We start from the raw sequence: 25,847 nt of genomic DNA, 5'->3' as shown, positions 1-25,847 counted from the left end.
CAGAAGTCCCTGGACTTCAAGCCAGCCATTTTCTCGACACATACTAAAACGCTGGAGTCTTAACTGTGCAAGTCAAAAATACTTCGCTGGTCACTGCGGTGGCCTTGGCACTCGGCACGATGGGGAGCGTGAGCACGGCCATGGCTCAGGAAAGGGCATTCCAGCTGCCCCGCATCGATGTCGTCGGACAAACCGAAGCCGAGCGGGCCAGGATTCCAGCCGCGGTGAATGTGTTGACCCAGGAGGATGTGGATCGCATCCAGCCTCGCTCCACCGAGGATCTGCTGCGCAGGGTGCCGGGTGTCTATATCAAGGGCGAGGAAGAGTCTGCGGTAGTGACCAATTTTGGTGTGCGCGGCATCCCCGCCGGCGATTTCAAGACCCTGGTGCTGGAGGACGGTGTGCCGGTCCAGCCCGGGATATTTATCGGTAACTCCAGGTACTACAATCCCCGGGTGCAGCGCATGGAAGGGGTTGAAGTCCTGAAGGGCGCCTCCTCCCTGCGTTATGGACCCAACAATATCGGTGGTGTTATCAACTTCCAGACCAGAATGCCTGAGGATGGTGTGTCCGTCCGCGGCAAGGTGGGCTCCTGGAATACCCAGGAGGTGGTCGCGGAGCTCGGCGGCAGTTCCCCCAGTGGCGATTCCCGCTTCGGCATCATCGCCACCCGCGCCGAAAGTGATGGCTGGATGGATAAGGGTTACACCATGACCGATGTGATGGTCAGGGCAGGCACGGCCATTGGTGAAGACCAGTACATCAGTGCGAAATTTGTCTACTACGACAATGAGGCCAATATCTCGTACCGCGGACTCTTTGAGGATGCCTACAAGGCGGGCAAGACATTCAATCCCGCACCGGATGACTATTATCTCACCAGTCGAACATCGTTTGATGTGAACCATGAATGGCAGATCAACCGGGATGCCGAGTTGAGAACGCTGGTTTACTGGAGCGAGATGGATCGTGGCTATTGGAGGCAAAACGTTGACGGCACCAAGCAGGTTGATGGGGTGACAGTCTGGGATTACGGTCCTGACAATAGAAACGCTTTTCGCGGCGCCGTCCGTGAGTTCGAGCGTATCGGGGTCGATTCACGCTTGACGTTGAATCACGAAACGTTTGGTATCAATAACGAGGCTGAGTTTGGTATCCGGTACATGGAAGAGGAGATGCTTGATATCGACGCAGGAAACACTCCTTTTGCCTTGCGCTACGACACCACCCATCAAGCCGGTGACTTGAGGCAGGATCGCACCCTGAGTGCCTCCAATATTGGGCTTTTTGCACAAAACCGTTTTGACGTGACCTCGGACCTCTCCATCACCGCAGGATTGCGTACAGAACGCTATAAGGTCGAGCGAGAGGATAGAAGGAACGCCGACAATGACGGTTCATTTTCTGATTCCCATTTCCTTCCGGGTATTGGTGCAACCTATCGGCTGAATCCGTCGGCACAGTTGTTCGGTGGCATTCACCGGGCGATGGCGCCTCCGCAGGTGGCCAATGCCCTGGATCCGGATCTCGTCTCCGATCCCGAAAAATCCACCAATATCGAGATCGGGGTTCGTGGCGCCACCGGTTCCATGCGCTACGAAGTCGCTGCCTTCAATATGGATTTCTCGAACTATGTGGAACCCGGCATATCGGCCATCGCCGACCCCAAAGAGGGTGATGCTCGGATCAGAGGCGTAGAGGGTGCTGTCGGGTATGATTTCGGAAATGGATTCATGCTGGATGGTAATTTAACCTGGATCCCGACTGCTGAATTTCGATCCGGTATTCCAGAGAAGGACGTAGATGCTGGGAACCGACTGTCTTATTCCCCGGAATGGATGGGTAATCTGACGCTGGCTTATCACACAGGCCCGCTGGAGGCGGCCCTGCTTGTGAACTACACAGGGGAAGTTTATGGCGAGGCCCGCAACCGTAAGGAGATCGATCCTGAGAATCATCGGGATGGACTGCTTTCCAGTTACTACACGGTCGACCTGACCGGGCAGTATGCTGTCAATCAGCAGTTCAGTGTCTTTGGTGCCGTCAAGAACCTGACCGATGAGCGTTATATCTCGGGTCTGCGGCAGGGCATCTATGTGGGGCCGGAGCGCAGCTTTGAACTCGGTGCGAAGTACCGCTTCTGAGTATTGAATCCAGGGTGCAGGGGGCGGGGGGCAGGCCCTCCGCCCCCTCACCTGGGTTGCTGTTCAGGCATAAAAAAGGCCGGGCCCGCCATTCACTTGGCGGGCCCGGTCTGTTTTGCGTGTCAGTCAATCATGACACGCACAATCACGACAGGCAGGGAGCCTGCTTACTTGCCACGCTCCATGGTGCGCTCCATGCGCTGCATCATCTCCCGCAGGCGAGCATTTTCTTCCAGGGCGCGGTCGGCCTTCTGGTTGGCCTCATTCGCGGTGCGCTGAGCGCTATCGGCACTGGACTGGGCCCCCTCGGCGGTGCGCAGGGCGCGGTCGGCGGTGACGCCAGCGTTGTCGATCATCTGACGATGTTCTTCCATATTCTGGGTGGTGGCACAGCCGGTGCTCAGCACCAGAGCGAAAGCGGCGGCGGGAACCACGGCAAATCTGATCATACCTTTACGCATCGTAACCTCCATTACAAAGGATCGTTGTTTTTCGGGGCATGTATGGCTCCAGCCCGGGGGTGCCCCAAGGCGCGGTGGCCATGACTCCATCGGACTGAATTCTGAAAAAATTCACGCCACTTGAGTGTAACAGGTCAAGTGGAATATCAATACTGCCGGGTCATCACTCTTGTAAGTCGTTCACAAAACCGGAAATTCCGCGGTGCATCATTGCTGCGCGAATCCCCGAATGGTTGCACCCTTTTGGTGCGAGCTGATGCTCCAAAGGAATCGATGAGTCCTTTTGAATCAGTGAGTTATGATTTGGCACGCCGGTTGCTCATCCTTGAGTGTCTGGCAAGATATGCATCACCGCCTTGTCGGTCATCTCGTTCACTCCTCCTGCTTGCGGGGTATCTTCGGATGCCCCGTTTTTTTGTGGGCGCGTCAGTCCTCGCGCTCCAGGCGGCTGACCGTTGCCACGGGCGAGCCGGCCTCCACCAGCGGATTGCGCCGGATCGAGGTCAACAGGCCGCTCACGGGTGTTTTGAATTCCTTGATGAGGGCACCGGTGCCGCGATCGTAGAGATAGCCGATCAGGTCACCGCCATGGAGCCAGTGCCCCGGATCCTGCCGGAACACGAACAGGCCGCGGGCGTCGCTGGTGAGTTCGAAGACCTGTTTCTCACCAAAATAGTGCAGGTCATCCTCCTCCTCCGCGAGGCTGATGTCCTGAATCACCTCGGCATGGGTGAGAAAGGTCACCAGGGCCCGGAACAGGCGCTCGCACAGGGCCGGCTGCAATTCACCGGCGCGGCCGGCCTTGAGATAGAGGTTCTCGCCGCCGGCTTCCCGCCAGGCGGGCAGCCAGGGGGCGTCCCCATTCATGTGTTCCGGGTGTTCGATCACCGCAGCCAGGCCGAACAGGCAGGCGGATGATCGTTCATCGTCGCTGGGATTGATGAGAAATACCTGGGGCAGGGCATCCATGCCGTCCGCCCCGTGGCCTACCTCCACCCGGTAAAAGGCCTGACGGGTCTGCTCGGCAACGTTCCGGGCCTGGTCGGACCCAGGGCAGGGGGCAATGAGGATGCGCTCCCGCAGGCGCCCCCGGGGCGATTCGCCCGATTCCAGGCTGGTGAGAAAGGCGCTGAGGCGCCCCAGCACGAACTGGCCGTTGATGTTGGCCTCGCCCCCCGGGTTGACCAGTGCCACCCGGGGTCGCCTTTCGGCGGGTCCCAGGTCGTGAACCGGGTTGGCGGTTGGGGTGCTTTGATCTGCCATCGGCATCCGATCCTTCTGGGTTGTGTGGCCCTTGGAGCGCTATCCGTTACAATCGCGGGTCTCGATCCCGAGTGCAAGAGTAAGCTGCCATGCCCCTGGGGCCCGTGATGCTGGATCTTGAGGGGACCACCCTCACCGCCGCCGAGCAACGCCTGTTATGCCATCCCATGGCGGGTGGGGTGATCCTGTTCACCCGAAATTTCCAGTCGGTGGAGCAACTCACCGAACTGGTGACCCGGATCCATGCCCTGCGGGATCCGCATCTGCTGGTGGCGGTGGATCATGAGGGGGGCAGGGTACAGCGTTTCCGTGAAGGTTTCACGAAGCTGCCCCCCATGGCCCGCCTGGGTGAAGTGTACGACAGGAACCCCACTGAGGCACGGCGCAGATCCCGCCTGCTGGGCTGGCTGATGGCGGCGGAGTTGCGCGCCGCCGGCGTGGACTTCAGCTTTGCACCGGTGCTGGATCTGGCCCACGGCTGCAGCGGTGTGATCGGGGATCGCGCCTTTCATCGCTCGCCCCATGTGGTGGCCGATCTGGCCGTGCAGTGGATGCGGGGGATGCGCTCGGCAGGCATGGAGGCAGTGGGCAAGCACTTCCCCGGCCATGGCGGCGTACGCGCCGATTCCCACCTGGAATTGCCGGTGGACGAGCGACCGCAGCGGGATATCCTCACTGATGACATGCTGCCCTTCGAGCGGCTGATCGAGCAGGGCATCGCCGGGCTCATGCCTGCCCATGTGGTGTACTCCCGGGCCGACGGGCTGCCGGCGGGGTTCTCGCGCTACTGGTTAAGGGACATATTGCGTGGGCAGCTGCGTTTCCAGGGGGCGATCTTCAGCGATGATCTGAGCATGGCGGCCACCGAGACCTTCGGGGACTACGGCGAGCGGGCGCTCAAGGCCCAGGCTGCCGGTTGCGACATGATGCTGGTATGCAATCATCCCGACGGTGCGGCCCAGGCGCTGGATGCCCTGGCGGGTCACGAGGCACCCGTGGCCATGGCCAGGCTGGCCAGGATGCACGGTCGGCGGGCGCCGACCTGGGAAGCACTTCGCAAGGATCCGGACTGGGAGGCCGCCGTGGCCCTGGCGGGGTCCATGGACGACTCGTCAAACATGGAATTGCCGGTGTGACAAGGGCTTGGCTGATCCGTGAATAAGCCGGGCTTATGCATTGGCGGGAGTGGAATAGCCTGCCTATAATGCCGCCTGAACCACCAAAGGAGTTAAGAGAATGGCCGACAAATTACTAATTATCATGGTCAACACCGATCCCAAGAACCCTTCTGAGCTGGGGGCTCCCTTCTTCCAGGCCACCGTGGCAGCGGCCATGGAATATGACGTGGAAGTGGTCATGACCGGCCGTGCCGGGGAGCTGGCCAAGAAGGGGGTGGCCGAGAACCTGTTCGTGCAGGAAGGCAGCCCCAAGTCCGTTTACGATTTCATCAAGGATGCCCACGAGGCGGGCGTTACGTTCAAGGTGTGCACGCCCACGCTGGATCTCTGGGGTGATGATATGATCCCCGAAGTGGACGAGACCGTGGGTGGGGCCTACGTCATCGGCGAGGCCATGGATGATGATACGGTGACGTTCACCTACTGAGTTGTCTTGCGGGTCTCCTCTCTCACCCGGGAGAGGAGATCATGGCTTGATCGATCACTTCACGCAGCAAACACGCAGCAAACACAAAGGGTTGTCATGTCCGTTACCCCGGAGCACGTCGCACAGGTCTACGCCGAAGCCGATTGTCTGGTCTCGAAGCAACAGGTGGAGGCGGCGATCGACCACATGGCCGAGGCGATCACCCGGGACATGAAGGATCAGAACCCTTTGCTGCTCTGCGTGATGACTGGTGGGGTGGTCTTCACCGGTCACTTGCTGACCCGCCTGCATTTTCCGCTGCAGGTGGATTATGTGCATGCCACCCGTTATCGAGGCGAACTCAAGGGGGGCGACACCCTGCACTGGATCATGGAACCCCAGATAGAACTCAAGGATCGCACCGTCCTGGTCCTGGACGACATCCTGGATGAGGGCCATACCCTGGCCGGCCTCCTGGAGTATTGCCGTCGGCAGGGGGCCCGCGCGGTTCACAGCGCGGCCCTGGTCCTCAAGCATCATGATCGCCGCGTGCCCGGTCTGGAGGCCGACTACGTGGGCGTGGAAGTGGAAGACCGCTATGTCTTCGGTTATGGCATGGACTACAAGGAATACCTGCGCAACGCCAACGGCATCTACGCCGTGAAAGGATGTTGAGCGGGGTGTCCTGACCGTATCCTCGCCGCCAGCGGGCGGCCCGAATTTTCCCAAAGTAAGAGAGATCCATGACTGACAGCACCATTGCCATCATCGGTGGCACCGGCCTGACCTCCCTCAATGGCCTGGAAATCACCCGCCGCGAGGTGATGCACACCCCCTATGGCGAGCCCTCCGGGCCCATCACCCATGGGGTGCTGGCCGGGCGGGAAGTGATGTTCCTGGCACGCCACGGCTATGGGCATACCATCCCCCCGCACCGCATCAACTACCGGGCCAACCTCTGGGCATTGAAGAATGCCGGCATCAGTCGTGTGGTGGCGGTGGCTGCCGTGGGGGGGATCACCGCCGAGATGTATCCGCCCCGGATCGTCTTTCCCGATCAGATCATCGACTACACCTGGTCCCGGGGGCACACCCTGTTCGAGGAAGACCTGAGTCATGTGACCCATGTGGACTTCACCGAGCCCTATTGTTCGGAATTGCGTCAGTGCCTGCTGGCCAGCGCCCGGTCCATCGGGCTCGATGCCCATGATGGCGGGACTTATGCCGCCACTCAGGGCCCGCGTCTGGAAACCCGCGCCGAAGTGGACCGACTGGAGCGGGACGGCTGCGACGTGGTGGGCATGACCGGCATGCCCGAGGCGGGCCTGGCCCGGGAACTGGGGCTGGGTTATGCCACCTGCGCCGTGGTGGCCAACTGGGCCGCTGGTCGTGGCGAAGGCGCCGGGGAGATTTCCATGGAGGATGTGGAGAAGAATGTCAGCGAGGCCATGGTGAACGTGCGTCGTCTCCTGGAGGCGGTGATTCCGACCATGTAGGTCCGGTGGGTGTCCCTCAGGGCAGCACGCCCCAGAACGGTTGCACCTGCACCGTTTCGCCCGGCGCCACCTGGTTCTGCTCCATCTCCAGCACAATGAAACAATTGGCCTCGCTCATGGAACTGAGCACGCCGGAGCTCTGGGACGGGGTGGCCCGGACCTGCATCTGCCCCGCCTCATCCCGCTCCAGCACCCCGCGCTGAAACTCGATTCGCCCCGGACGCTTCTTCAGCGCACTCTGGCAAGTGGCCGGGAACAGCGGGGGCAGCCCGGGTTCGGCAATCCCCATCATCCGTTGCAGCATGGGCTGAACCAGTTGATGAAAGGTGACCACCGCCGAGACCGGATTGCCCGGCAGGCCCACGAAAACGGCTTCCCCTACGCGACCGAAGGCCAGAGGACGGCCGGGCTTGATGGCCACTTTCCAGAAGTCCACCTGGCCCACCTGACCCAAGATGTCGCGGATATAGTCTGCTTCTCCCACCGAGACACCACCGGTGCTGATCACCACATCAGCGCAGGTTGACGCATCCTCGAAGGCCGCCTTCAGGCTCTCGCGGGCATCCGGGATCACCCCCATGTCCAGCACGTCCACGCCCAATGCGGTGAGCATGCCAAAGAGGGTGTGGCGATTGCTGTCGTAGATGCCTCCGGGTGGCAGGGGCTGACCCAGGGGCGTGAGCTCGTCGCCCGTGGAGAAAAAGGCCACTCTCGGGCGGCGACGCACGGTGACTTCCACCAGCCCCAGGGAGGCCAGCAGGCCCAGACGCGCCGGGGTGATCGCCGCTCCGGCGTCCAGCACCGTCTGACCCTGTTGCACATCCTCGCCAGCACGGCGGATGTTCTCGCCGGCACGCGGCCCGGCGGGGATGATGATCTGATCGCTTTCGCGCGTGACCTTCTCCTGCATGATCACGGTGTCGCAGTCTTCCGGCACCATGGCACCGGTCATGATGCGCACGCATTCGCCTGGGCCCACAGAGCCGGTGTAGGGCTTGCCGGCCCAGGCGGTGCCCATCAGTTCCAGTCGCACCGATCCCTGCCCGGGCAGGTCGGCGCCGCGCAGGGCGTAGCCGTCCATGGCGGCGTTGTCGTGGCCGGGCACGGCAATGGGGGCCAGGACCGGCTCGGCCAGCACCCGGTGCAGGGCGGCCCGCAAGCCAAGCCGTTCGTGACCAGTCACCGGGTTCACGGACTCGAGCATCCGTTGCCGGGCCTGGTGCAGTGTCATGGAGTCCGGGTCGTGATCATCGTGGCAGTGCGAGGCGGCACGGGTGTTGGCTTCAGTCATGGTCTGAACCCCGGGTTGTGTGGTGAGTTTTGAGGCGGTCATCCACCGGTCACGCTCATGTGCCGCAGGATCACCGGCTTGACGCTCAGATCAAAGGCATGTCCCTGCGGCTTGATCTGCATCGCGTCGATGATGGCCTGGGTCAGCGCCCGGGAATCCCCGGGGTGCTCGCGCACCACACGGCGCAGGTCCACCGAGTGCTCCTGGCCCAGACAAAGCAGCAGGCGCCCCTCGGCGGTAAGCCGCACCCGGTTGCAGTCACCGCAGAAGTTGTGGCTATGGGGCGAGATGAAGCCCACCCGGGTGGGGCCATCGCCCAGACGGAAATAGCGGGACGGGCCGCCCGTGGATTCGGTGGTGGGGATCAGGGGGTAGTGGGCCTCGATATCGGACCGTACCCGATCGCTGGAATAGAACACCTCAGCCCGGTCGTGATCCGGATTCACGCCCAAGGGCATTTCCTCGATAAAGCTGATATCCATGCCCCGGTCACGACAGAAGTCCACCAGGTCGATGATCTCGTCCTCATTACGGCCCTTGAGGATCACGCTGTTGATCTTGACCCGCTCCATGCCCGCCTCGCGGGCTGCTTCAATGCCATCCAGTACCCGTTGCAGGTCGCCCACCCGGGTGATGCGTCGAAAGCGCTCTGGTCGCAGGCTATCCAGGCTGATATTGATGCGGCGGACGCCTGCAGCCCGCAGCGCCGGGGCGTGACGGGCCAGCTGGGAGCCATTGGTGGTGAGGGTGAGTTCCTCAAGGCCGGGGAGGCTGCCCAGCCCCCGGAACAGCCCGGTTACGCCCCGCCGTATCAGGGGTTCGCCACCGGTGATGCGGATCTTGTCCACTCCCAGCGCCACAAAGGCCTGGGCGATCTGCTGGATCTCTTCCAGGGTGAGTACCTGATTTCGGGGCAGGAACTGCATGTCTTCGCTCATGCAGTACACGCAGCGAAAATCGCAGCGATCGGTAATGGAAATCCGCAGGTAGTTCACGCGGCGTCCAAACCGGTCTACGAGGGCGGGCGGGGGTGTTGGACTCATGAGGCGCGGTCCTCCGGCGGCGTGGGCATCCCGGGTAATTGGCCGGTGGGGAGCGTGGCAGCCAACAGGCGATGCTCTTGGGGTGTATTGATGTTGGTGAAGGCCCGGGCGCAGTGAGAGAAATCGGCCACGGCCGCATGATGGCGCTGGCACCAGATCCAGGCCTTGCGTTCACCGGCGCTGATAAAGGCCTCAAGGTCGGGCAGCAGCGACTGGTGCAACAGGGCGAAGACGGGCTGCGGGCGTTCACCATCATGGGCGATGGCCAGCCTCCCGCCCTGAGCCTGGAGGGCCCGAGACAGTCGTTGCAGCAGGTCATCGGGAAGTTGTGGGCAATCGCAGGGGGTAGTGAGTATCCAGGGCGTGGTGGTGGCGCTCAGCGCCGCGGCGATGCCCGCCAGGGGGCCGGCAAAGCCGGGCTGTGTGTCGGCCACCACGGGGGCACCGAAGCTTGCGTAGGCATCTGCATGGCGATTGGCACTGATGATGAGCCTGTCCACCTGAGGCGAAAGCCTGTCCATGACCCAACGCACCATGGGTTGCCCGGCAAGATCCACCAGGCCCTTGTCGCGCCCGCCCATACGCTCGCCCCGGCCACCGGCCAGGATGACGCCGGTGACGGAGGCTGGAGTGGGCGCTATGGGCGTGGGTTGGGTCATAAGGTTATATCGGAGTGTAACCCGATCCGGCGGGCTTGAGTAACCGCAACCTCATCCTCAGCCGATCAATAACAGCCACAAGGGCAAGGTGATGGCCGCCGCCAGGGTGTGCGTGGCGATCAGGGCGGCCACGATCTGTCCGTCGCCGCCCATGCGCACGGCCAGGATATAGGCCGAAGAGGCCGTGGGCAGGGCGGCCAGAACCAGCGCGGCGGCCAGATAGACGCCACTCACCCCCAGGAGCATGGCGGCGCCCAGGGCGATGGCCGGCACGGCGATGAGCTTGACCACGGTCAGGTAGGCAATGGCCGGGGCATGCCGGCCCACCCCCGCCAGGCGCAGGCCGGCCCCCACGGCAATCAGCCCCAGGGGCAGGGCGGCTTCACCCAGAAAGCCCAACGAGGTATCCAGCATCGTCGGCAGGGGCCAGCCAGTGATGGACCAGGCCAGACCGGCAAAGGTGGAGAGCACCAGGGGGTTGCGGGCCAGTTCCCGCAGCAGGCCGTGGTTGCCACGGCGGGCCAGGGCCCACACGGCACCTACATTGGCCAGGGGTACCATGAAGCCGGTCAGGATGGCGAACACGGCCACACCCTCAGCCCCATGAAGTCCGCCGAGAATGGCAAAGCCGATATATGAGTTGAAACGGAAGGCGCACTGGAAAGCCGAGGCGAATTCACGCTCCCCCAGCCGCATCCACCGCTGCCCCAGATAGCCCAGGGCCATGCCCCCCAGCATGAAGATGAACCCGGTGTAGATCATCCCGGCGGCGCTCTGGATCTCCAGCGGATGCCGGGCCAGTGAGCCAAACAACAACGCCGGGAAGAGGATGTAGTAGATCAACCATTCCAGGTCGGACCAGAAGCCCTGGTTGAAGGCGGCGTGTCGTTTCAGCAGGAAGCCCAGAACGATCAGGGCAAAGGTGGGGATGAGGATCTGCAGTGTGGTCATGAGGCAAGGATATCGGCAATGTACCGCCACGGGTCAGCGGCATGGATCGCCCCTTAGAAACTCACCTCAACCGCCTGATCTCCCGGGGCCTCGATCCCGCGGCGCAGCAGCAGCGTGCCACTCTGACGATAGAGTTCGGTGAGGGCCTGACGATGACGGATGATGGCCTCGGCTTCCTCCAGCTGGCTCTCCAGCAGATCCCGCTGCGCCTGGGACAGGGCCAGGGCTGTGCCGGTGCCCACGCGGAAGCGGGCCTGCTCGCCACGCAGCACCTCTTCCTGAAGCTCCCGGGTGAGTTGCGTGGCCTGGATCTGTTCGCGGGTGCGGTTGGCCTCGAACCAGGCGTTCTGCACATCCAGGGCGGTGAGTTGCTGCAGATTCCCCAGCGCCTCCAGGGCCTGCTGGCGGCTCAGGCCGGCCCGTTCGGCATCGGCCCGGGCGGCCCGGTTGCCGATGGGATATTCCAGTTGCAGGCCCACGCTGTAGTCGTAGCCGGGGCCGTCCACCTCGCGCCAGGCATCGCCGAAGGCGGAGGCATAGCCGCTCTGGCCCAGGGTGACGAACAGATCCAGGCGCGGCAGCAGGCCCTGACGGGTGCGGATCAGTTCCAGTTCGCCGCGCTGTACGCGCAGGCGCGCTTCATTGAGTGCAGGGCGCAATTCACGGGCCAGTTGCATATGGTCGCCCACCGGTTCCAGAGCGGGTACCTGTGGGTCAGGTGCGTCCAGGGGGGTGACATGGGTGCCCCAATGGGCCACGGACGGGTTGATGAGCTGTAACAGGCGGATGCGGGTCTGAGCCCGCTGCGAGCGCGCATCGATCAGACCCTGACGGCGCAGGGCCTCCTCGGCACGGGCGGAGATCTCCTCGCTCTCGGGCCGATCACCCACGCGGATGCGCTGACGGGTTTCTTCCAGTTGCTGACTCGCCACCGCCAGGGACTCCTCGAAAATCTGGGTGCGGCGACTGGCCAGGACGTAGTCCCAGTAGGCGGTTTCCACGTCGGCCACCAGGGATTCGGTAAAGCCCCGGAACTCGTACAGGGAGCTCTGTGTGTCCACCCGGGCCTGCCTCAGACTGGCCAGGTTGGAATCGATGCGGGCACCGCGCAGCAGGGCCTGGGTGAGGGTGAGGCCGGCACGGGAGGTGAATTGCTCGTCGGTTCGTGTCGACTCACTGCGCACGGTGCGCAGGGAAAGCTCGATGTCGGTGCCGGTGGGCAGACTCTGACGCAGTCCGGCTTCGGCACGATCCCGCTGAGAGCGGGTCACCTGATCGGGGATCTGGGCCTGATCGAACTGCCGCACCGTCTCATCCTCGGACAGGCTCATCTCCGCGAACAGCACCGGATCGAACACCGCCCGTTCCACCGCCTCGAAGGTGCCCGTGATCAGTGGCTGCAACTGCTCCATGGCCAGGGAGCGATTGTTCTGCAGGGCCATGAAGACGGCGTTTTCCACCGACAACTCCAACTGCCCGGATGACACCTGCCCCGGACCGGGGGACCAGGCCGCTGGCGCACCGGGCTTGGGGGCTCCTTCGGGAAGCGTATGGGGCGCTGGGCCCCAGGCATCCAGGCGTTCCTCCAGCCAGGGCGGGGTGGGCAGATCATCGGCCTGAGCCTGGGTGGCAGGCAGCAACATCAGACCGGAGAGGGCCAGGGCCAGAAGGGTGGGGCGCAGGGTTCGGTTTGGGGACATCATGTCGACCTGATCGGGTTGGCAGCGGGAGCCCCCGCATCTTCTCGATGGAACAGCGTGTAGAGCACCGGCATCAGTAGCAGCGTGATCAGGGTGGAACTGAACAACCCGCCGATCACCGCCCGCGCCATGGGCGCCTGGACCTCGCCGCCCTCACCGATGCCGATGGCCAGGGGGATCAAGGCCAGGATGGTGGTCAGCGAGGTCATCAAAATGGGTCGCAGGCGCCGACGGGCGGCCTCACGCACGGCAGCACGGGGTGTCATACCCTGGCTGCGATGCAGTCTGGCGCTCTGATCCACCAGCAGGATGGCGTTATTGACCGAGATGCCCACCAGCATGATGATACCAATCAGGGACTGGGCGTTCAGGGTGGTGCCCGTGGCCAGCAGCATCGCCACCACGCCGATCAGGGCCAGGGGCACGGAGAACATCACGATGAAAGGATCCCGCAGGGATTCATACAGGCTGGCCATCACCATGTACACCAGGGCCACGGCCATGAGCAGAGCCAGACCCAGCTCCGCGAATGCCCGTTGCTGTTCCTCCACGTCCCCCCCGAAGGTGATGTCCACGTTGCGGGGCAGGGGCATATCCGCCAGTTCGGCCCGCACGTCGGCGACGATGGAACCCAGGTCCCGACCGGCCGTATTGGCAAACACCTCGTTGATGCGCTGCTGTTCCTTGCGTTCGATCTGCAAGGGGGCGATCGACGGCTCCAGGTCCACCAGGTGGCGCAGGCTCACCGGCTCGCCGTCGCGACCAGGCACGGTGATATTGAGCACCTCCTGAAGGGTCATGTGCTCGGCATCCCGCAGTTGTACCCAGATGCGGGTCTCCGTGCTGCGATCCCGGAACTGACCGGCGCTACCGCCGCTCAGGGCAGTCTCCAGGGTGCGGGCCACCTGGGAAACGCTCACGCCCAGGTCGGCGGCGCGGGTGCGGTTGATGCGCACCAGCTGTTGTTCGCGGCCTTCCTCGCGACCCAGTCGCACGTCGGTGATGCCTTCGATCCGCGCCAGTCGCGTCTCCAGTTCGGCGGCCACCTGATCGATGGTTTCCAGGTCGAATCCGCGTACCTCCAGGCTCAGGCTCTCGTCATTACCCCCGCCGCCGATACGGCCCATCATCATGCCGCGGCTGGGGCGCACCCGAATGGTGGCGCCGGGCATGTCGCCCAGCTGGCGGCGCAGGTCGGCCGCGATCTGGTCGGTGCTGCGGCTGCGCTGATCCTGGGGCACCAGGGAGATACGCAGCGAGGCAGTGGAAGGCGAGGTGGAACGGAATGTGGAGCCCCCCACGCTGGTGACCAGGTTCTCCACCTCCGGAACATGCGTTTTCAGGACATCTTCCATGCGGCGTACGGCCTGGTCCAGGATCTCCAGACGGGTGCCGGGCTCCATCTCGATGCTGACCCGCAGTTCGCCCTCATCGGTGGCGGGCATGAATTCGGTGCCCAGGCGCGGGATGAGGGCCAATGCCAGCACGAACAGGCTCAGTGCCAGCACGATCACCGTCCAGCGATGGGCCAGTACGGCATCCAGAAGTCGCAGATAACCCGTTTCCACGCGCCGGACGATGCCACCGGCCACGGCGGCGGCACGTTGGGTCAGCGGGTTGCCCGGGCGTTCGCTCACCGTGCCCTTGCGCCCCATGAGCATGGGTACCAGGGTCAGGGCCACCAGCAAGGAGCAGAACAGGGCGAAGGCCACCACGAAGGCCAGCTGCTTGAATAGCACCCCGGCCATCTCCTGGGCAAAGAACATGGGCAGGAAGATGGCCAGGGTGGTCAGGGTACTGGCGGTGATGGCCGCGGCCACATCGGATGTACCTTCGGTGGCGGCCTGTGCGGCGGGCAGTCCGTCCTCGGTGCGGCGTCGGGCGATGTTTTCGATCACCACGATGGCATTGTCCACCATCAGGCCGACCCCCAGGGCCAGACCGCCAAGGGTCATCAGGTTGAGGGTGAAGCCGCCGAAGTAGATCAGGCCGAAGGTGGCGATCACCGAGACCGGGATGGCCGTGGCGGCCACCAGGGTGAAACGCAGATGGCGCAGGAAGAACAGCAGTACCAGAACGGCCAGGCTGCCGCCATAGAGGATGGAGCGGCCCACGTTGGCGATGGAGCGTTCAATGAAGCGGGAGCTGTCGATGGCCGCGACGATATCGAGCTGAGGATTCTCCCGGTTGAGGCGCGCGATCTCTGCGCGCACCGCTTCGGCCACCTGCACGGTATTGGCATCGGCCTGCTTGCGCACGGCCAGGCGCACCCCGGGGGTGTCGTTGATGCGGATCAGGCGAGTGATGCGCTGGTGGGTGTCCCGTACCTGAGCCACCTGATGCAGGAAGATGGGAGAGCCCTCCCGGGTGGCGACGACGGTACCGCGAACCTGGTCCAGAGTCTCGAACTCCCCGGGAACCTGCAGGCGCAGGTCCATGCGACCCCGCACGATCTCGCCCGCCGGCACCGTGACATTGGCCTCACGCAGTGCCTGACGGATATCCTCCAGGCCCAGTTGCAGGGATTGCAGCCTGTCCTGATCCACTTCCACCCGGATCTCCCGTTCCAGGCCGCCCCAGACGTCCACGGCCGCCACGCCGGGCACCCGCTCCAGGCGGGTGCGGATACGGTCATCGATGAGTTGGCGCAGTTCGATGGGGTCCAGCTCGGCGGCCACGCCGATGAGCATCACCGGCAGGTCCGAACTGTCGAAGCGACGCACCCTGGGTCGGTCGGCCTCCTCGGGAAGGGCATTGACGATACGATCAAGCCGGTCGCGCACCTCGTTGGTGGCGTCGTCCAGGTTGGTGCCCCAGGTAAAGGAGATCCTTACGGTGCTGGAACCCTCGGATGAGGTGGATGTGACTTCCTCCACGCCAGGGACGGCCGAGACGGCTTCCTCCACGGGGCGGGTGATCAGTTGTTCAATTTCCTCCGGGCCGGCATTTTCGTAGGTGGTCATCACCGAAATGGTGGGAAAGGTGATGTCCGGCATCAGATCGATGGGCAGGCGGAACAGGGACATGAGCCCCAGGGTGACCACGATGGCCGTCACCATGGAGGTGAATATGGGGCGAGGGACGGTAAAGCGAGCGGGATTCATCAGCGCTCGTCCTCGGCACGGGCCTCGCCCTCGTCGGCAATACGCAACCGCACACCGTCACTGAGCAGGTGCTGCCCCAGGGTGACCACCCGACCACTGATCTCGGGTTCGGTGATTTGCACCTTCCCGGCTTCCTCAATGCCGGTGCTCACGGCCACGAACCGGGCAATGGGGCCATTGTCCGCTTCTTCCACCTGGAAGACGCCGCGCTGGCCGTCCCGTTCGAGCACCGCATCAATGGGCACCACGGTCACATCTTCCACAGTGCGGGTGCTGATCCTGGCCTCCACGAACATGCCCGGGCGCAGGCGTTGGTCGAGGTTGGGCACCTGGATTTCCACCCGAGCCTGGCGGGAAGCCTCACGGAACTCGGGAGCGACGCGGATCACCTCACCTTCAAAGGTCTCGCCGGGATGAGCGACGGTGGAAAGCTGGGCCGACTGGCCGGGCGCCAGGCGGGCGTAATCCCGCTCGGTGACAAATACCCGGGCCCGCAGGGGTTGCAGATTCACCAGCGCCAGGATGGGGGTGTTGGCCTGCAGGATGCTGCCCTGATCCACCATGCGGTCGGCCACCAGCCACTGGCCTTCACCGTTATCCAGTTCCGCCTGAATACGGGTGAAGTCCAGACGGATCTGGGCATTGCGCAGGGCCGCCTGGCGCTGGGCGATCTGGGAACGGGCCAGGGTGACACCCGCCTGGCGGGCCTCCACGTCGGTTTCCGCCGATTCCAGTTCGGACTGGGAGGCCACCCGCTGTTCGCGCAGGTCCCGGGTGCGGTCCAGGGCGCGCTGTGCCGAGGTCAGCGCCGCCTGGGCCTCGATCAGGTTGGCATTGGATACCGCCAGTTCGGCACGGGCCTGCTCCAGGTCCTGCTGGAATTCGTCATCGTCCAGTTCTGCCAGCAAATGTCCCGGCTCCACCTGATCGCCAATGTCCACATGCAGGCGCTTCAGACGCCCGGCCACGCGTGTGGCCACTTCCACCCGGTGAGCAGCCACCAGGGAGCCGGTGAAGAACGCACGGTCCGTCAGATCTGCGCGCGTGACGGTATCCACGCTCACGGCCACGGCGCCCTGGCCGGCACCCGGGCCCGGCCCGGTGTCTGAATCGGATCCGGTTCCCCACCAGATGAGCACCGCCACCAGGATCAATACCGGGGCGATCAGGATCGGGAGTCGTTTCATCGGGTCTTGTCCATGGCCGGAAGGGCGGGGTCGTGTGGGCTTGAACGGTGGCTGATTCAGGCCAGGGATGCCACGTCGGGTGGCAGCCGCAAAGGCCTGGATGAGGGGTAAACGCATGACGCTGTCATGCGTTGACAGCGGATTCGCCGACAGGGTATTTGCGGTGATCTGCCCTGCGGATAGACACCATCGGTGGGCGCGGGTTTCATGCACCGGCCACGCGGGCGGCGTTTGTCATGCAGCGGGCGCAGTATACTCAGTCCAGACCAGCAGATGCCATCCGGCCCGGCCCCCATTGCCACCGGCATCATAGTAGAATCCGCGCTCCCGCTGCCTGTTTCGACGTCATCCACGAGGTTTGTCCCGCCACCATGACCGTCCGTTCCACCGGTTTCCGGCTTGAGCGTCTGCCCTATCCCGGGGATGGGGCGCGGCTGTTTCAGGTGCTGGCGGATCGACCCTGGGCGGTCTTCCTGGACAGCGGCGGCACTGCCGGCCGGCGTGGTCGCTACGATATCCTGGCCGCCGACCCCTTCGTCACAGTGGTCACCCGGGGGGGCGTGACGCGCATCCAGGAACGCAGTGGCGTGCGCGAAAGCGGGGACGATCCGCTGCGCCTGGTGGCGACCTGCCTGGGGCCGCGATTGCCGCCCGTGAATGGCCTGCCCTTTTCAGGGGGCGCGCTGGGTTATTTTGGCTATGACCTGGCACGTCGGTTCGAACGCCTGCCTTCGTTGGCCCAGGACGGCGAGAACCTGCCGGAGATGGCGGTGGGCATTCATGACTGGGCGGTGGTGGTGGACCATCAGGAACAAGTGGCCTGGCTGGTGGGGCGCGGACTGGATCCTCATACGGCCCGGATCTGGCCGGAGTTGCTGCGCATGCTATCCAAGGCCGGCCGGGGGCGGATGCGATCGGGATTCAGGCTGCGTGGCGGTATACAGTCCAATATGTCACGGGAAGACTATCAGGCCCGCTTCGCCCGGGTGCAGGCCTTCATCCGCGAGGGTGACTGTTATCAGGTGAACCTGGCGCAACGCTTCAGCGCCCTGGCTCAGGGGGATGCCTGGGGCAGCTACCAGCGCCTCAGGGGCATCAGCCCGGCGCCCTTCGGGGCCTTTCTCAAACTGCCCGAGGCCAACATCCTGAGCAACTCACCGGAGCGTTTTCTGGAGGTGCGCGCTGGCCAGGTGAGCACCCGCCCCATCAAGGGGACCCGTCCCCGGGGTGCCAACCGGAGCGCCGATCAGGCGCAACGGGCGCAACTGGCCTCCAGCGCCAAGGATCGGGCCGAGAATGTGATGATTGTGGACCTGCTGCGCAACGATCTGGGCAAGACCTGTGCCATTGGCAGCGTGCGTGTGCCGGAGCTTTTTGGCGTGGAGAGCTATGCCACGGTGCACCACCTGGTGAGCGCAGTGAGCGGGCGCCTGGCAGCGGGTCGTGATGCGCTGGACCTCTTGCGGGGATGTTTTCCCGGGGGGTCCATCACTGGAGCGCCCAAGCTTCGAGCCATGGAGATCATCGAGGCTCTGGAGCCGCATCGGCGCGGGGTGTACTGCGGGGCCATCGGCTATGTGGGCTTTGATGGCGACATGGATACCAGCATTGCCATCCGCACCCTGGTGAACAGTCATGGGCAGGTCCGATTCTGGGCCGGCGGGGGCATCACCTCAGGCTCCGATGGCGAGGATGAGTACCAGGAGACCCTGCACAAGGCCAGCGCCATGATGAGCCTGTTGCGCGGGCCGGCAGGGTGATCACGGTGCGGGGGATTAAGGGCGGGGGATTAAGGAATGCCCGCTGGCGGCCGATAAGAAGAATGACCGCTGGCCGATACCGGATGACCCAGGGCTTCAACAAGAGACGTCAACATGCTGAATAATATAACGATCCAGGCAAGGCTGATTCTGTTCGCGGTAGTTGGGCTGACGGTGGTGGGGCTGGTATTCCTGCTGGTGTCCTATCACAGCATGGCCAATACCTCCCGTCAGTTGGTGGATCACAGTCTGCTGGTGAAGGCGGAGGGGGACCTGCGGGCCGCCCGGGTGTATCTGACGCAGTATTACGGCAGCGTTGGGGTTTCCAACGGACGACTGGTGGATGCGGATGGTGAACCGCTGGAAGGGCGTCACGAGATGGCCGATGCCATCAGTCGCGATCTGGGGATCGTGTTCACCATCTTTGCTCGCGACGGCAACCAGTTTCCCCGGGTGATCACCAGCGTCACCCGGCCGGATGGCAGGCGTGCCGTGGGCACACCCTTGGGCCGTGACACGGCGGCCTACGCGTCGGCGATTCAGGGTGAGCGCTACACCGGTGTTTCCGAGATCGTGGGGGTACCCCATCTGACGTCTTACGAACCCCTGTTCAACGAACGCAACCAGGTCATCGGCATCATGGGGCTGGGTATCCCCAAGGAACAGGCCGATTCCATCGTCGCCCGCGGTGTTACCGAGCTGGTTGGCGGGATGCTCATGGCCTTGTTGGTGGTTGTGGTCGTTGGCATCGTGGGGGCGGTGTTCTTCGCCCGCATGATCGTCGGACCCATCCGCGAGGCGGCACATACCCTGCGTGACATCGGCGATGGCGGTGGGGATCTGACGCGGCGACTCGTCGTGAAGGGCAGAAACGAGGTGGCCGACCTGGCAGATGGGTTCAACCGGTTTGCCGACCGGGTGCATGAACTGGTGCGCCAGGTGGGTTCGGCCACGGCCCAGCTTTCCTCGGCGGCAGAACAGCTCTCCACCACGTCGGAGGAGACTCGCGAGCAGGTGAAGCGGCAGCACTCGGAGACGGATCAGGTGGCCACGGCCATGAACGAGATGACGGCGACGGTGCAGGAGGTGGCCCGCAATGCCTCTCATGCGGCCCAGTCAGCCCAGGACACCCAGCAGGAGACCTCCACGGGGAGTCAGGTGGTGAAGGAAACCATTGCCTCCATCGAGGAACTGGCCCATGAAGTGGAGAACGCCTCTGAGGTGATTACCCGCCTGTCCGCCGACAGTGACGAGATCGGCAAGGTGCTGGATGTGATCCGGGGCATTGCCGAGCAGACCAACCTGCTGGCCCTGAATGCCGCCATCGAGGCGGCTCGCGCCGGTGAGCAGGGGCGGGGTTTTGCCGTGGTGGCCGATGAAGTGCGCACACTCGCCAGTCGTACCCAGAGTTCCACCACCGAGATCCAGGACATGATCGAGCGGTTGCAAAGTGGTGCCAGCGGGGCGGTGCGCGTGATGGAACAGGGTCGTACCAAGGCCCAGGATAGTGTATTCAAGGCCGCCAAGGCCGGTCAGTCACTGGACTCCATCAACAACTCCATCGTCAGCATCAACGACATGAATGCGCAGATCGCCAGCGCCGCCGAGGAGCAGTCCGCCGTGGCCGAGGAGATCAACCGCAACATCAGCACCATCTCCCACTCGGTGGATCAGACTTCCAATGGCGCCCAGGAAATCGCTGCCGCCAGCGAACAACTGGCGCGACTGGCAGCGGATTTGCAGAATCGGGTGTCGGGTTATCAGGTGTAGGGTCGAGGGGGGCTACACACGGCTTCCTTCGTCCAGCAACTGCTCGGTTAACGCCTCCAACGCCTGAGCGCGTGGCTTCGACTCCACGCCATCAGCTCGCTCATTCAAACGCGACCAGCGGGGGTGGAGCCGCGCCTTGCGGACCGGGGCAGGCAACTTGCCCCGGCGCCAGGTGTTATCCGTAGGAGTATTGAGTTCCAGGGCCTTTTCGGCGCCATGGCCGCGACGCGACAGGGCCCGGGCCAGCTGCCGCTGGCGCAGGGCCAGCAGACGCAGTGTGGTGTCATTGACCCTCAGTTCCCGTTGTCCTCGCATGCGCTGACCCAGGCGCCGACCCAGGCCGACGCCATTGCCCATGAGTGCACCGGCGGTGGCACCCGCGGCGGTACCCGCACCCAGGGTGGTGCCCAGGGCCATCACGTCGATGGCCAGCCCGATGGCGCCGCCGACCGCTGCGCCCTCACTGGTACGCAACCCGTAGTGACGCAAGGCGTCGGTGGTGAACAGATCCATGCCCCACTGACCATCCTCCAGTGGTATCTGGGTGGCCAGATAATCGCTGGCGCGAAAGCGATACAGGCTGAGCAGGGCATCCACGCAATCCTGCTCCCGTCTGCGGACGAGACGCTGCAATTCTTCCATGCCGGCCTCCGTGGCCGCGGGTTCACGCGGCACAAGCAGCGTGCAGGCGGCGATGTCCAGCAGCATGTCGGCGACACTCTCTGCCGCGGATCTCTCCAGCCACTGGGCCTCCCGGGTGCGGGCCTCCATGAGGCGGCCCAGGGGTTCTCTGTAGGCGTCCAGCAGACTGCGCAGCTTTTCGTGCAGGCGCAGTTCCCCCTGCAGGTCATAGACCACCGAGTCGAAGGTGATCACGGCATGCAGGCCCAGGTTGGCCAGGGTCTCCCGCCACTGTGGCTCACGGTTGTCCTGGGAGGCGACGAAGTTCAGCACGGGGATCAGCGGTCTTGCACACATGCCCAGTACGGCCAGTTCATCCCGGTATTTGCCCAGCACCGGCTCGCGGGCATCAATGACGTACAGGCCCACATCGCTGCTGCGCAGCTGGCGCAGTACCTTGCTCTCCTGCTCAAAGCGTCCACTGGCTTCGGGGGCCTGCAGAAACCGCTCCAGCGCTTCGGCCCCGGCGTGGCGATCCTGTTGACCGGTCTCCAGCCAGTCCAGGATGCCGGAGGCATCCTCAAGGCCCGGGGTGTCAAACAGGGCCATGACCGGCCCGCCGTCTACCAGAATCTCCGTGCCCTCCACGTGCCGGGTGGTGGCCGGGGCGTCGCACACCTCGCCAAAATCCGTGTCGCGGGACAAGGTGCGCAGCAGGGAGGTCTTGCCTGTGTTGGTGTGGCCGACCACGGCCACCTGCAATAGCGGACTCATGACGCGTGATCCTTGGTAGGGTCGAAGGCATCCAGCAGGATTCGGGCATCCCGATGATCGGCCTGGCCCGGGTCATCGGGCAAGAGGCGATCCAGACTGGCCCGTTCCGACAGCGCTTGCCAGGCGCGATACCGGGCCGCCAGGTCGACCTCCCGCTCCCGGGCAATGCGCGCCTCGTCCAGCAGCAGCCAGACGGGTGCGGTGGTGCGGGAACGGAGATCTGCCAGGAAGCCTTCGGTGCTGCGATCCGGGGTGCGGGCCAGGGAGCAGACCACCACCACCACCGAGGGTGCGGGGTCCTGTGCCGCCAGCGCCGCCAGGATGTCGCGGCGGGTATGGCGATCGTCCACCTGGCCCAGGGGGATGCACCGGGGGTGACGCGTGTTCTGGATCCAGTGATCCCGGGCATGCTCCAGTTCAAAGCCCACCAGGGCCATGGGGGTGCTGGTGTCTCGTGTGTCTCGACGCTCCTGGGGGGCATGCCCTGGCGGGGGTGGGGCGGGTGGTGGATCAATCACGCCAAGGCGATGGTGGTCGGGCTGCAGGCGCGGGGCCAGGCGGGCATATCCGGGGGCGCTGAGATCCACGTGGGTGCGGGCTGCTGAACGGCGCGCCAGACCAAGACACAGCAGGCCGAGCAACACGCGGGGCAACAGCCCGTAAAAGAGCAGACTGCCCAGCAAGAAGCCCGACCAGGCAATGCGACCGTCGGCACCCTCACTGACGCCCAGGCGGCTGGCGCGGATGAGTTCCTCATCGGGTACCGGGATGCCCACCCAGGCGGGCAGGGCGCCCAGGGTATGAATCAGGGTGATGAAGTGGGCTTCGCTGAGCAGGGTGGTTCCCCAGGCGAAATCATACTGGCGCACGCTCAGGCTCCAGATGCACATGAGCAGGGCCCCGGCGCCAAAGGCGGCCCATAGCAGGTGGGTCACGGTACCTGCCGACCATCGGGCCAGTCCGCCCCGGCCCAGCAGATTGAGGAGGGCGCGCACCGCCAGTTCATGGGCCTGGGCGCGGGACAGCCAACGCGCCAGGCCACCACCGGCCCCCAGCACCCCATGTCCCAGGAGTCCACCGCCGGCTCGAGGCAACAACAGCATGACCAGCAGCCACAGCAGCAGCAGCAGGGTTTGTACGCCCAGCAGGCTGCCCAGGGCCCAGAAGATGTTGATGCGTGAGGCATCGTCCATCAGTGGCGCGCCCAGAGAAGCACCGGCAGCGCCCACGCCCAACAGGCCGGCCAGCAGCAATGCCAGTATGCCCATCCAGGTACCCAGGCGGCTCACCCCCTGCAGGGCATCCTCGACCCGTGCCCCCAGGCGGGTGGCTGCGGCCCGGGCCAGTACCCGGGCCTCCAGATCACCAGACGTCTCGCGGCCCACCTTCCAGGCCATGGCATCATCAATGACACGGCCCTCGCGATCCTCGTGGATGCGCACCGCCTCGGCAACGAGGCGCTGTCGGAAAAGGGGCTTGCTGGGAACGTCGGGCTGGGTTCGGGCTGGCTTGTCCATGGCGTGGTCACTATAAGGCGCGTACTGGTCTGCGCCAACCGGGCCAGCCCGCGGGCCTCGGGCCGTTCAGGCGGCCTGGCAGACTGGCTGGTGGTCGGTCGAGACGGTAAAGTGAATGGCGCCAGAGGCGGGCATGGCGTGTATCCATGCCTTTAAAGCGCATGAAAAACGGCGGATTATAAAGTAAACCTTGTAAGGAATCTCATGCTTAGATGGCTCTTGATCATCCTCGGTAGTCTGTTCACGCTGGGACTTCTGGTCCTGCTGCTGGGCCCATTTCTGATCTCCAGCCAACCCCTGAAGGGGCTCGAATCGGCCCAGGCGGTCGCGACCGAAGAGAGCCGGTTCGTGACCATTCCCTTTGCGGGGACCGATGGATTGAAACTGCATTATCTGGAGGCCGATGGGGGCAGCGAGGCAGATGCGCCCACGTTCGTTCTGCTTCACGGTTTCACCTTCAATGCCTATACCTGGAATGAACTCCTGCCTGGCCTGGCCGAGCACGGGCGGGTGGTGGCCCATGACCAGGTGCCCTACGGGCTGAGTGCCAAGCCCACCCGTGATGAGTGGTCGGGGCCCAACCCCTTCACCAAGGAGGCGGCCTTGACGCACCTGCTGGCCTTCCTGGATGCCAGGGGAATCGATCAGGCCATCCTGGTGGGCAACTCCTCCGGGGCCACCCTGGCCATGGAGGCGGCCCTGGAGGCCCCGGAGCGGGTCAGCGGCCTGGTCCTGATCAACCCGTGGGTGTATGTGGATCGGCCCAGCTTCCCGGACGCGGTGACCCAATTGCCCCAGATCCGGCGTCTGAACCTGTTGCTGGCCCGGCAACTGGGCTCTCGTGGAACCCTGCTGGATCTGTCTTATCATGATCCGCAGGCCATCAGTGATGAGCGGCGCGCGCTCACCATGATTCACACCCGCGTGGAAAACTGGGATCTGGCCTGGGGTGAGCTTTTTGTGCGCGCCATGGCCAGTCCGGTGGATGTGAGTGCTCATCTGGGGGAGCTGACGCAGCCAAGCCTGGTGATCATCGGGGAGGAGGATCGGGTTGTACCTCCCGAGGATTCCAGGCGCGCAGCGCAGGCACTGCCCCACGCCACGGTGGCGACTATTCCCGGGTGCGGTCACGTGCCCCAGGAGGAATGTCCTGATGCTGTTCTGGAAGCGGTTGTGGAGTGGTTTTAGGTCCCCGCTGCTTGATGATCTCCAGCCTTGGCGACCCCCCCCTGTCGGCGTGCAGGCGCAGCCTGAGTGCGGCAGGGGAGGGCTCCCGGATATGTTGCGTGGGACGATAGATGAAACCGGTGGCGCGACCCTGCTCCGCTGCCAGTTGCAGTCGGCGCAACTGCCGGGAGGTCAATCGTTGAGGCCAGACCAGTGCCGCACCCACGGGGCCGGCACGCAGGATCTGCTCCATGGCCCAGAGGATCTCCGTGTCATCCCGGGGCGTGATCCACAGCAGGTGTCGAAGGTGGATGCCTGCCTGCCGAAGGGCCGGTGCATAGGGAACATAGGGCGGAGCCACCAGGGCCACGGCGCGCCCGCCCTGGGTGAGGGCGGCCAGGGCCGGTAGCAGCAGGGAAACCTCTCCGATGCCGTGTTGGTCCAGCAGCAGTTCCACCAGGGCCCCCTGTGGCCAGCCGCCGCCCAGGCGTTGATCCAGGGCTGCATCACCACTGGACAGGGTCTGCCTGTGATGGCCATCCTGGCCGCCGCCACGCCAGATGTCCGGGCGCTGCAGCAGGCTCTCCAGGGTTGGCGTGGCGTCGCTGGGGGCCTGCGGGTCAGGCATCCTGATTACGGATGATGCCGACGCTGACGCCCTCCACGTTCAGTGCCTCCTGGCGCAAATCCACGACAATGGGTTCAAAGTCCGGGTTTTCCGGCAACAGCCGGACCGTGTGCCCCTCCTGCTGGAAACGCTTCACGGTGACCTCGTCCTCCAGGCGGAACACGGCGATCTGGCCGTTACGCACCTCGGGGGTGCGATGGACGGCCAGCAGATCTCCGTCCATGATGCCTGCACCGATCATGCTGAGCCCCTGCACCCGCAGCAGGTAATCCGGCCGGGGATTGAACAGGCGTGGGTCCAGCCGGTAGTGATCTTCAATATGCTCCTCGGCCAGGACGGGTGCCCCGGCGGCCACCCGGCCCACCAGGGGCAGCCCCAGGGGTTCGCGCAGACGAATCCCGCGGGAAGTGCCCGCCAGGATATCGATGGCGCCCTTGCGGGCCAGGGTGCGCAGATGGCACTCCGCCGCGTTGGGGGACTTGAAACCAAAGGCACGCATGATGTCCTCCCGGGTGGGCGGCATGCCGCTGGTCTGCATGTAGTCGCGGATGAATGCCAGGATTTCCGCCTGCCTGGGGGTGAGCTTTTCCATACCGGTCCTCGCTTCTATATCTATAGACAGTATTTCAAGGCGGCGCGTTTGGCAAGGGGCAACACCCGGCAAAAGGTCGGGTTGCTGGCGTCGCCGGCCCGCCACTTAGTAACATGATCGGTCAACTCAAGGGAC

21 protein-coding genes are annotated in these 25,847 nt (G+C 64.3%); 8 read left to right on the top strand and 13 right to left on the bottom strand.

Annotated features, from left to right (window positions below; all coding sequences use genetic code 11):
- The first annotated feature begins 65 nt into the window (after window positions 1–65).
- Window positions 66–2,144 carry a TonB-dependent receptor family protein gene (locus tag ECTHA_RS0106455; protein ID WP_025281849.1) on the top strand — a complete coding sequence of 693 codons (2,079 nt, stop codon included), beginning with the start codon at window positions 66–68 and terminating at the stop codon, window positions 2,142–2,144.
- Window positions 2,145–2,311: 167 nt separating this feature from the next.
- Here the strand turns inward: ECTHA_RS0106455 and ECTHA_RS0106450 are convergent, their stop codons facing one another.
- Together ECTHA_RS0106450 and ECTHA_RS0106445 are read right to left on the bottom strand one after the other, a co-directional pair.
- Window positions 2,312–2,593, bottom strand: coding sequence for an Lpp/OprI family alanine-zipper lipoprotein (locus ECTHA_RS0106450; RefSeq protein WP_025281848.1), 282 nt, complete (start codon window positions 2,591–2,593; stop codon window positions 2,312–2,314).
- Between the two features lie 438 nt (window positions 2,594–3,031).
- Window positions 3,032–3,868, bottom strand: a complete 837-nt coding sequence (locus tag ECTHA_RS0106445; protein ID WP_025281847.1) for a succinylglutamate desuccinylase/aspartoacylase family protein — start codon at window positions 3,866–3,868, stop codon at window positions 3,032–3,034.
- Window positions 3,869–3,957: 89 nt separating this feature from the next.
- On the opposite strand from ECTHA_RS0106445, the gene nagZ reads away from it, so the two are divergent.
- The 4 genes from nagZ to ECTHA_RS0106425 all read left to right on the top strand — a co-directional run bounded on the left by nagZ (window position 3,958) and on the right by ECTHA_RS0106425 (window position 6,948).
- Complete coding sequence (gene nagZ / locus ECTHA_RS0106440) at window positions 3,958–5,004, top strand: beta-N-acetylhexosaminidase (RefSeq protein ID WP_026623604.1); 1,047 nt, start codon at window positions 3,958–3,960, stop codon at window positions 5,002–5,004.
- A gap of 100 nt (window positions 5,005–5,104) precedes the next feature.
- Entirely contained in the window at window positions 5,105–5,473 is a 369-nt protein-coding gene (locus ECTHA_RS0106435; protein ID WP_025281846.1) for a DsrE family protein, read from the top strand.
- Between the two features lie 96 nt (window positions 5,474–5,569).
- Window positions 5,570–6,127, top strand: a complete 558-nt coding sequence (locus ECTHA_RS0106430) for a hypoxanthine-guanine phosphoribosyltransferase (RefSeq protein WP_025281845.1) — start codon at window positions 5,570–5,572, stop codon at window positions 6,125–6,127.
- Window positions 6,128–6,195: 68 nt separating this feature from the next.
- Entirely contained in the window at window positions 6,196–6,948 is a 753-nt protein-coding gene (locus tag ECTHA_RS0106425) for an S-methyl-5'-thioinosine phosphorylase (RefSeq protein ID WP_025281844.1), read from the top strand.
- Window positions 6,949–6,964: 16 nt separating this feature from the next.
- On the opposite strand, the gene moeA is transcribed toward ECTHA_RS0106425, so the two are convergent.
- The 7 genes from moeA to ECTHA_RS0106390 are packed head-to-tail and all read right to left on the bottom strand — an operon-like array spanning window position 6,965 to window position 16,883.
- Window positions 6,965–8,239, bottom strand: coding sequence for a molybdopterin molybdotransferase MoeA (gene moeA, locus ECTHA_RS0106420; RefSeq protein WP_025281843.1), 1,275 nt, complete (start codon window positions 8,237–8,239; stop codon window positions 6,965–6,967).
- A 38-nt stretch (window positions 8,240–8,277) separates the two neighbouring features.
- Window positions 8,278–9,282, bottom strand: coding sequence for a GTP 3',8-cyclase MoaA (moaA, locus tag ECTHA_RS0106415; RefSeq protein WP_025281842.1), 1,005 nt, complete (start codon window positions 9,280–9,282; stop codon window positions 8,278–8,280).
- Window positions 9,279–9,941 (bottom strand): molybdenum cofactor guanylyltransferase MobA, encoded by a 663-nt coding sequence (mobA, locus tag ECTHA_RS0106410; protein WP_025281841.1) that lies wholly within the window; start codon window positions 9,939–9,941, stop codon window positions 9,279–9,281. The genes moaA and mobA overlap by 4 nt, the downstream gene beginning before the upstream one ends.
- A gap of 57 nt (window positions 9,942–9,998) precedes the next feature.
- Entirely contained in the window at window positions 9,999–10,892 is an 894-nt protein-coding gene (locus ECTHA_RS0106405; RefSeq protein ID WP_025281840.1) for an AEC family transporter, read from the bottom strand.
- 53 nt (window positions 10,893–10,945) lie between these two features.
- Window positions 10,946–12,595: a TolC family protein gene (locus ECTHA_RS0106400; RefSeq protein ID WP_025281839.1), complete on the bottom strand. Its 1,650-nt coding sequence runs from the start codon at window positions 12,593–12,595 to the stop codon at window positions 10,946–10,948.
- Window positions 12,592–15,696, bottom strand: coding sequence for an efflux RND transporter permease subunit (locus ECTHA_RS0106395; RefSeq protein WP_025281838.1), 3,105 nt, complete (start codon window positions 15,694–15,696; stop codon window positions 12,592–12,594). The genes ECTHA_RS0106400 and ECTHA_RS0106395 overlap by 4 nt, the downstream gene beginning before the upstream one ends.
- On the bottom strand, window positions 15,696–16,883 hold the full coding sequence (locus ECTHA_RS0106390) for an efflux RND transporter periplasmic adaptor subunit (protein WP_025281837.1): 1,188 nt from the start codon (window positions 16,881–16,883) through the stop codon (window positions 15,696–15,698). The genes ECTHA_RS0106395 and ECTHA_RS0106390 overlap by 1 nt, the downstream gene beginning before the upstream one ends.
- Before the next feature lie 371 nt (window positions 16,884–17,254).
- Between ECTHA_RS0106390 and pabB the strand changes: the two genes are divergently transcribed.
- Both pabB and ECTHA_RS0106380 read left to right on the top strand, forming a co-directional pair.
- Complete coding sequence (gene pabB, locus ECTHA_RS0106385) at window positions 17,255–18,643, top strand: aminodeoxychorismate synthase component I (RefSeq protein ID WP_025281836.1); 1,389 nt, start codon at window positions 17,255–17,257, stop codon at window positions 18,641–18,643.
- 114 nt (window positions 18,644–18,757) lie between these two features.
- Window positions 18,758–20,413: a methyl-accepting chemotaxis protein gene (locus ECTHA_RS0106380; protein ID WP_025281835.1), complete on the top strand. Its 1,656-nt coding sequence runs from the start codon at window positions 18,758–18,760 to the stop codon at window positions 20,411–20,413.
- A gap of 12 nt (window positions 20,414–20,425) precedes the next feature.
- On the opposite strand, the gene ECTHA_RS0106375 is transcribed toward ECTHA_RS0106380, so the two are convergent.
- Both ECTHA_RS0106375 and ECTHA_RS17285 read right to left on the bottom strand, forming a co-directional pair.
- Window positions 20,426–21,808 (bottom strand): GTPase/DUF3482 domain-containing protein, encoded by a 1,383-nt coding sequence (locus tag ECTHA_RS0106375; protein WP_025281834.1) that lies wholly within the window; start codon window positions 21,806–21,808, stop codon window positions 20,426–20,428.
- Window positions 21,805–23,325, bottom strand: coding sequence for a DUF2868 domain-containing protein (locus ECTHA_RS17285; RefSeq protein ID WP_025281833.1), 1,521 nt, complete (start codon window positions 23,323–23,325; stop codon window positions 21,805–21,807). Before ECTHA_RS17285 ends, ECTHA_RS0106375 begins: the two co-directional genes overlap by 4 nt.
- A 204-nt stretch (window positions 23,326–23,529) precedes the next feature.
- Between ECTHA_RS17285 and ECTHA_RS0106365 the strand changes: the two genes are divergently transcribed.
- Window positions 23,530–24,513 carry an alpha/beta fold hydrolase gene (locus ECTHA_RS0106365; RefSeq protein ID WP_026623603.1) on the top strand — a complete coding sequence of 328 codons (984 nt, stop codon included), beginning with the start codon at window positions 23,530–23,532 and terminating at the stop codon, window positions 24,511–24,513.
- Here the strand turns inward: ECTHA_RS0106365 and imuA are convergent.
- Together imuA and lexA are read right to left on the bottom strand one after the other, a co-directional pair.
- Window positions 24,437–25,120 (bottom strand): translesion DNA synthesis-associated protein ImuA, encoded by a 684-nt coding sequence (gene imuA / locus ECTHA_RS17280; RefSeq protein WP_025281831.1) that lies wholly within the window; start codon window positions 25,118–25,120, stop codon window positions 24,437–24,439. The genes ECTHA_RS0106365 and imuA overlap by 77 nt on opposite strands.
- Entirely contained in the window at window positions 25,113–25,712 is a 600-nt protein-coding gene (gene lexA / locus ECTHA_RS0106355; protein ID WP_025281830.1) for a transcriptional repressor LexA, read from the bottom strand. The genes imuA and lexA overlap by 8 nt, the downstream gene beginning before the upstream one ends.
- Window positions 25,713–25,847 lie beyond the last annotated feature (135 nt).

The organism is Ectothiorhodospira haloalkaliphila ATCC 51935, from assembly GCF_000633935.1.
GTDB classification, from domain to species: domain Bacteria; phylum Pseudomonadota; class Gammaproteobacteria; order Ectothiorhodospirales; family Ectothiorhodospiraceae; genus Ectothiorhodospira; species Ectothiorhodospira haloalkaliphila.
The sequence above is the reverse complement of the archived record's forward strand: the minus strand, read 5'-3'. Positions and strand labels throughout refer to the sequence as shown.

Coding starts and splice junctions, on each gene's coding strand:
- ECTHA_RS0106450 (WP_025281848.1), bottom strand. CDS start 2,593: ATGATCAGATTTGCCGTGGTTCCCGCCGCCGCTTTCGCTCTGGTGCTG.
- ECTHA_RS0106445 (WP_025281847.1), bottom strand. CDS start 3,868: ATGGCAGATCAAAGCACCCCAACCGCCAACCCGGTTCACGACCTGGGA.
- nagZ (WP_026623604.1), top strand. CDS start 3,958: ATGCCCCTGGGGCCCGTGATGCTGGATCTTGAGGGGACCACCCTCACC.
- ECTHA_RS0106435 (WP_025281846.1), top strand. CDS start 5,105: ATGGCCGACAAATTACTAATTATCATGGTCAACACCGATCCCAAGAAC.
- ECTHA_RS0106430 (WP_025281845.1), top strand. CDS start 5,570: ATGTCCGTTACCCCGGAGCACGTCGCACAGGTCTACGCCGAAGCCGAT.
- ECTHA_RS0106425 (WP_025281844.1), top strand. CDS start 6,196: ATGACTGACAGCACCATTGCCATCATCGGTGGCACCGGCCTGACCTCC.
- moeA (WP_025281843.1), bottom strand. CDS start 8,239: ATGACTGAAGCCAACACCCGTGCCGCCTCGCACTGCCACGATGATCAC.
- moaA (WP_025281842.1), bottom strand. CDS start 9,282: ATGAGTCCAACACCCCCGCCCGCCCTCGTAGACCGGTTTGGACGCCGC.
- mobA (WP_025281841.1), bottom strand. CDS start 9,941: ATGACCCAACCCACGCCCATAGCGCCCACTCCAGCCTCCGTCACCGGC.
- ECTHA_RS0106405 (WP_025281840.1), bottom strand. CDS start 10,892: ATGACCACACTGCAGATCCTCATCCCCACCTTTGCCCTGATCGTTCTG.
- ECTHA_RS0106400 (WP_025281839.1), bottom strand. CDS start 12,595: ATGATGTCCCCAAACCGAACCCTGCGCCCCACCCTTCTGGCCCTGGCC.
- ECTHA_RS0106395 (WP_025281838.1), bottom strand. CDS start 15,696: ATGAATCCCGCTCGCTTTACCGTCCCTCGCCCCATATTCACCTCCATG.
- ECTHA_RS0106390 (WP_025281837.1), bottom strand. CDS start 16,883: ATGAAACGACTCCCGATCCTGATCGCCCCGGTATTGATCCTGGTGGCG.
- pabB (WP_025281836.1), top strand. CDS start 17,255: ATGACCGTCCGTTCCACCGGTTTCCGGCTTGAGCGTCTGCCCTATCCC.
- ECTHA_RS0106380 (WP_025281835.1), top strand. CDS start 18,758: ATGCTGAATAATATAACGATCCAGGCAAGGCTGATTCTGTTCGCGGTA.
- ECTHA_RS0106375 (WP_025281834.1), bottom strand. CDS start 21,808: ATGAGTCCGCTATTGCAGGTGGCCGTGGTCGGCCACACCAACACAGGC.
- ECTHA_RS17285 (WP_025281833.1), bottom strand. CDS start 23,325: ATGGACAAGCCAGCCCGAACCCAGCCCGACGTTCCCAGCAAGCCCCTT.
- ECTHA_RS0106365 (WP_026623603.1), top strand. CDS start 23,530: ATGCTTAGATGGCTCTTGATCATCCTCGGTAGTCTGTTCACGCTGGGA.
- imuA (WP_025281831.1), bottom strand. CDS start 25,120: ATGCCTGACCCGCAGGCCCCCAGCGACGCCACGCCAACCCTGGAGAGC.
- lexA (WP_025281830.1), bottom strand. CDS start 25,712: ATGGAAAAGCTCACCCCCAGGCAGGCGGAAATCCTGGCATTCATCCGC.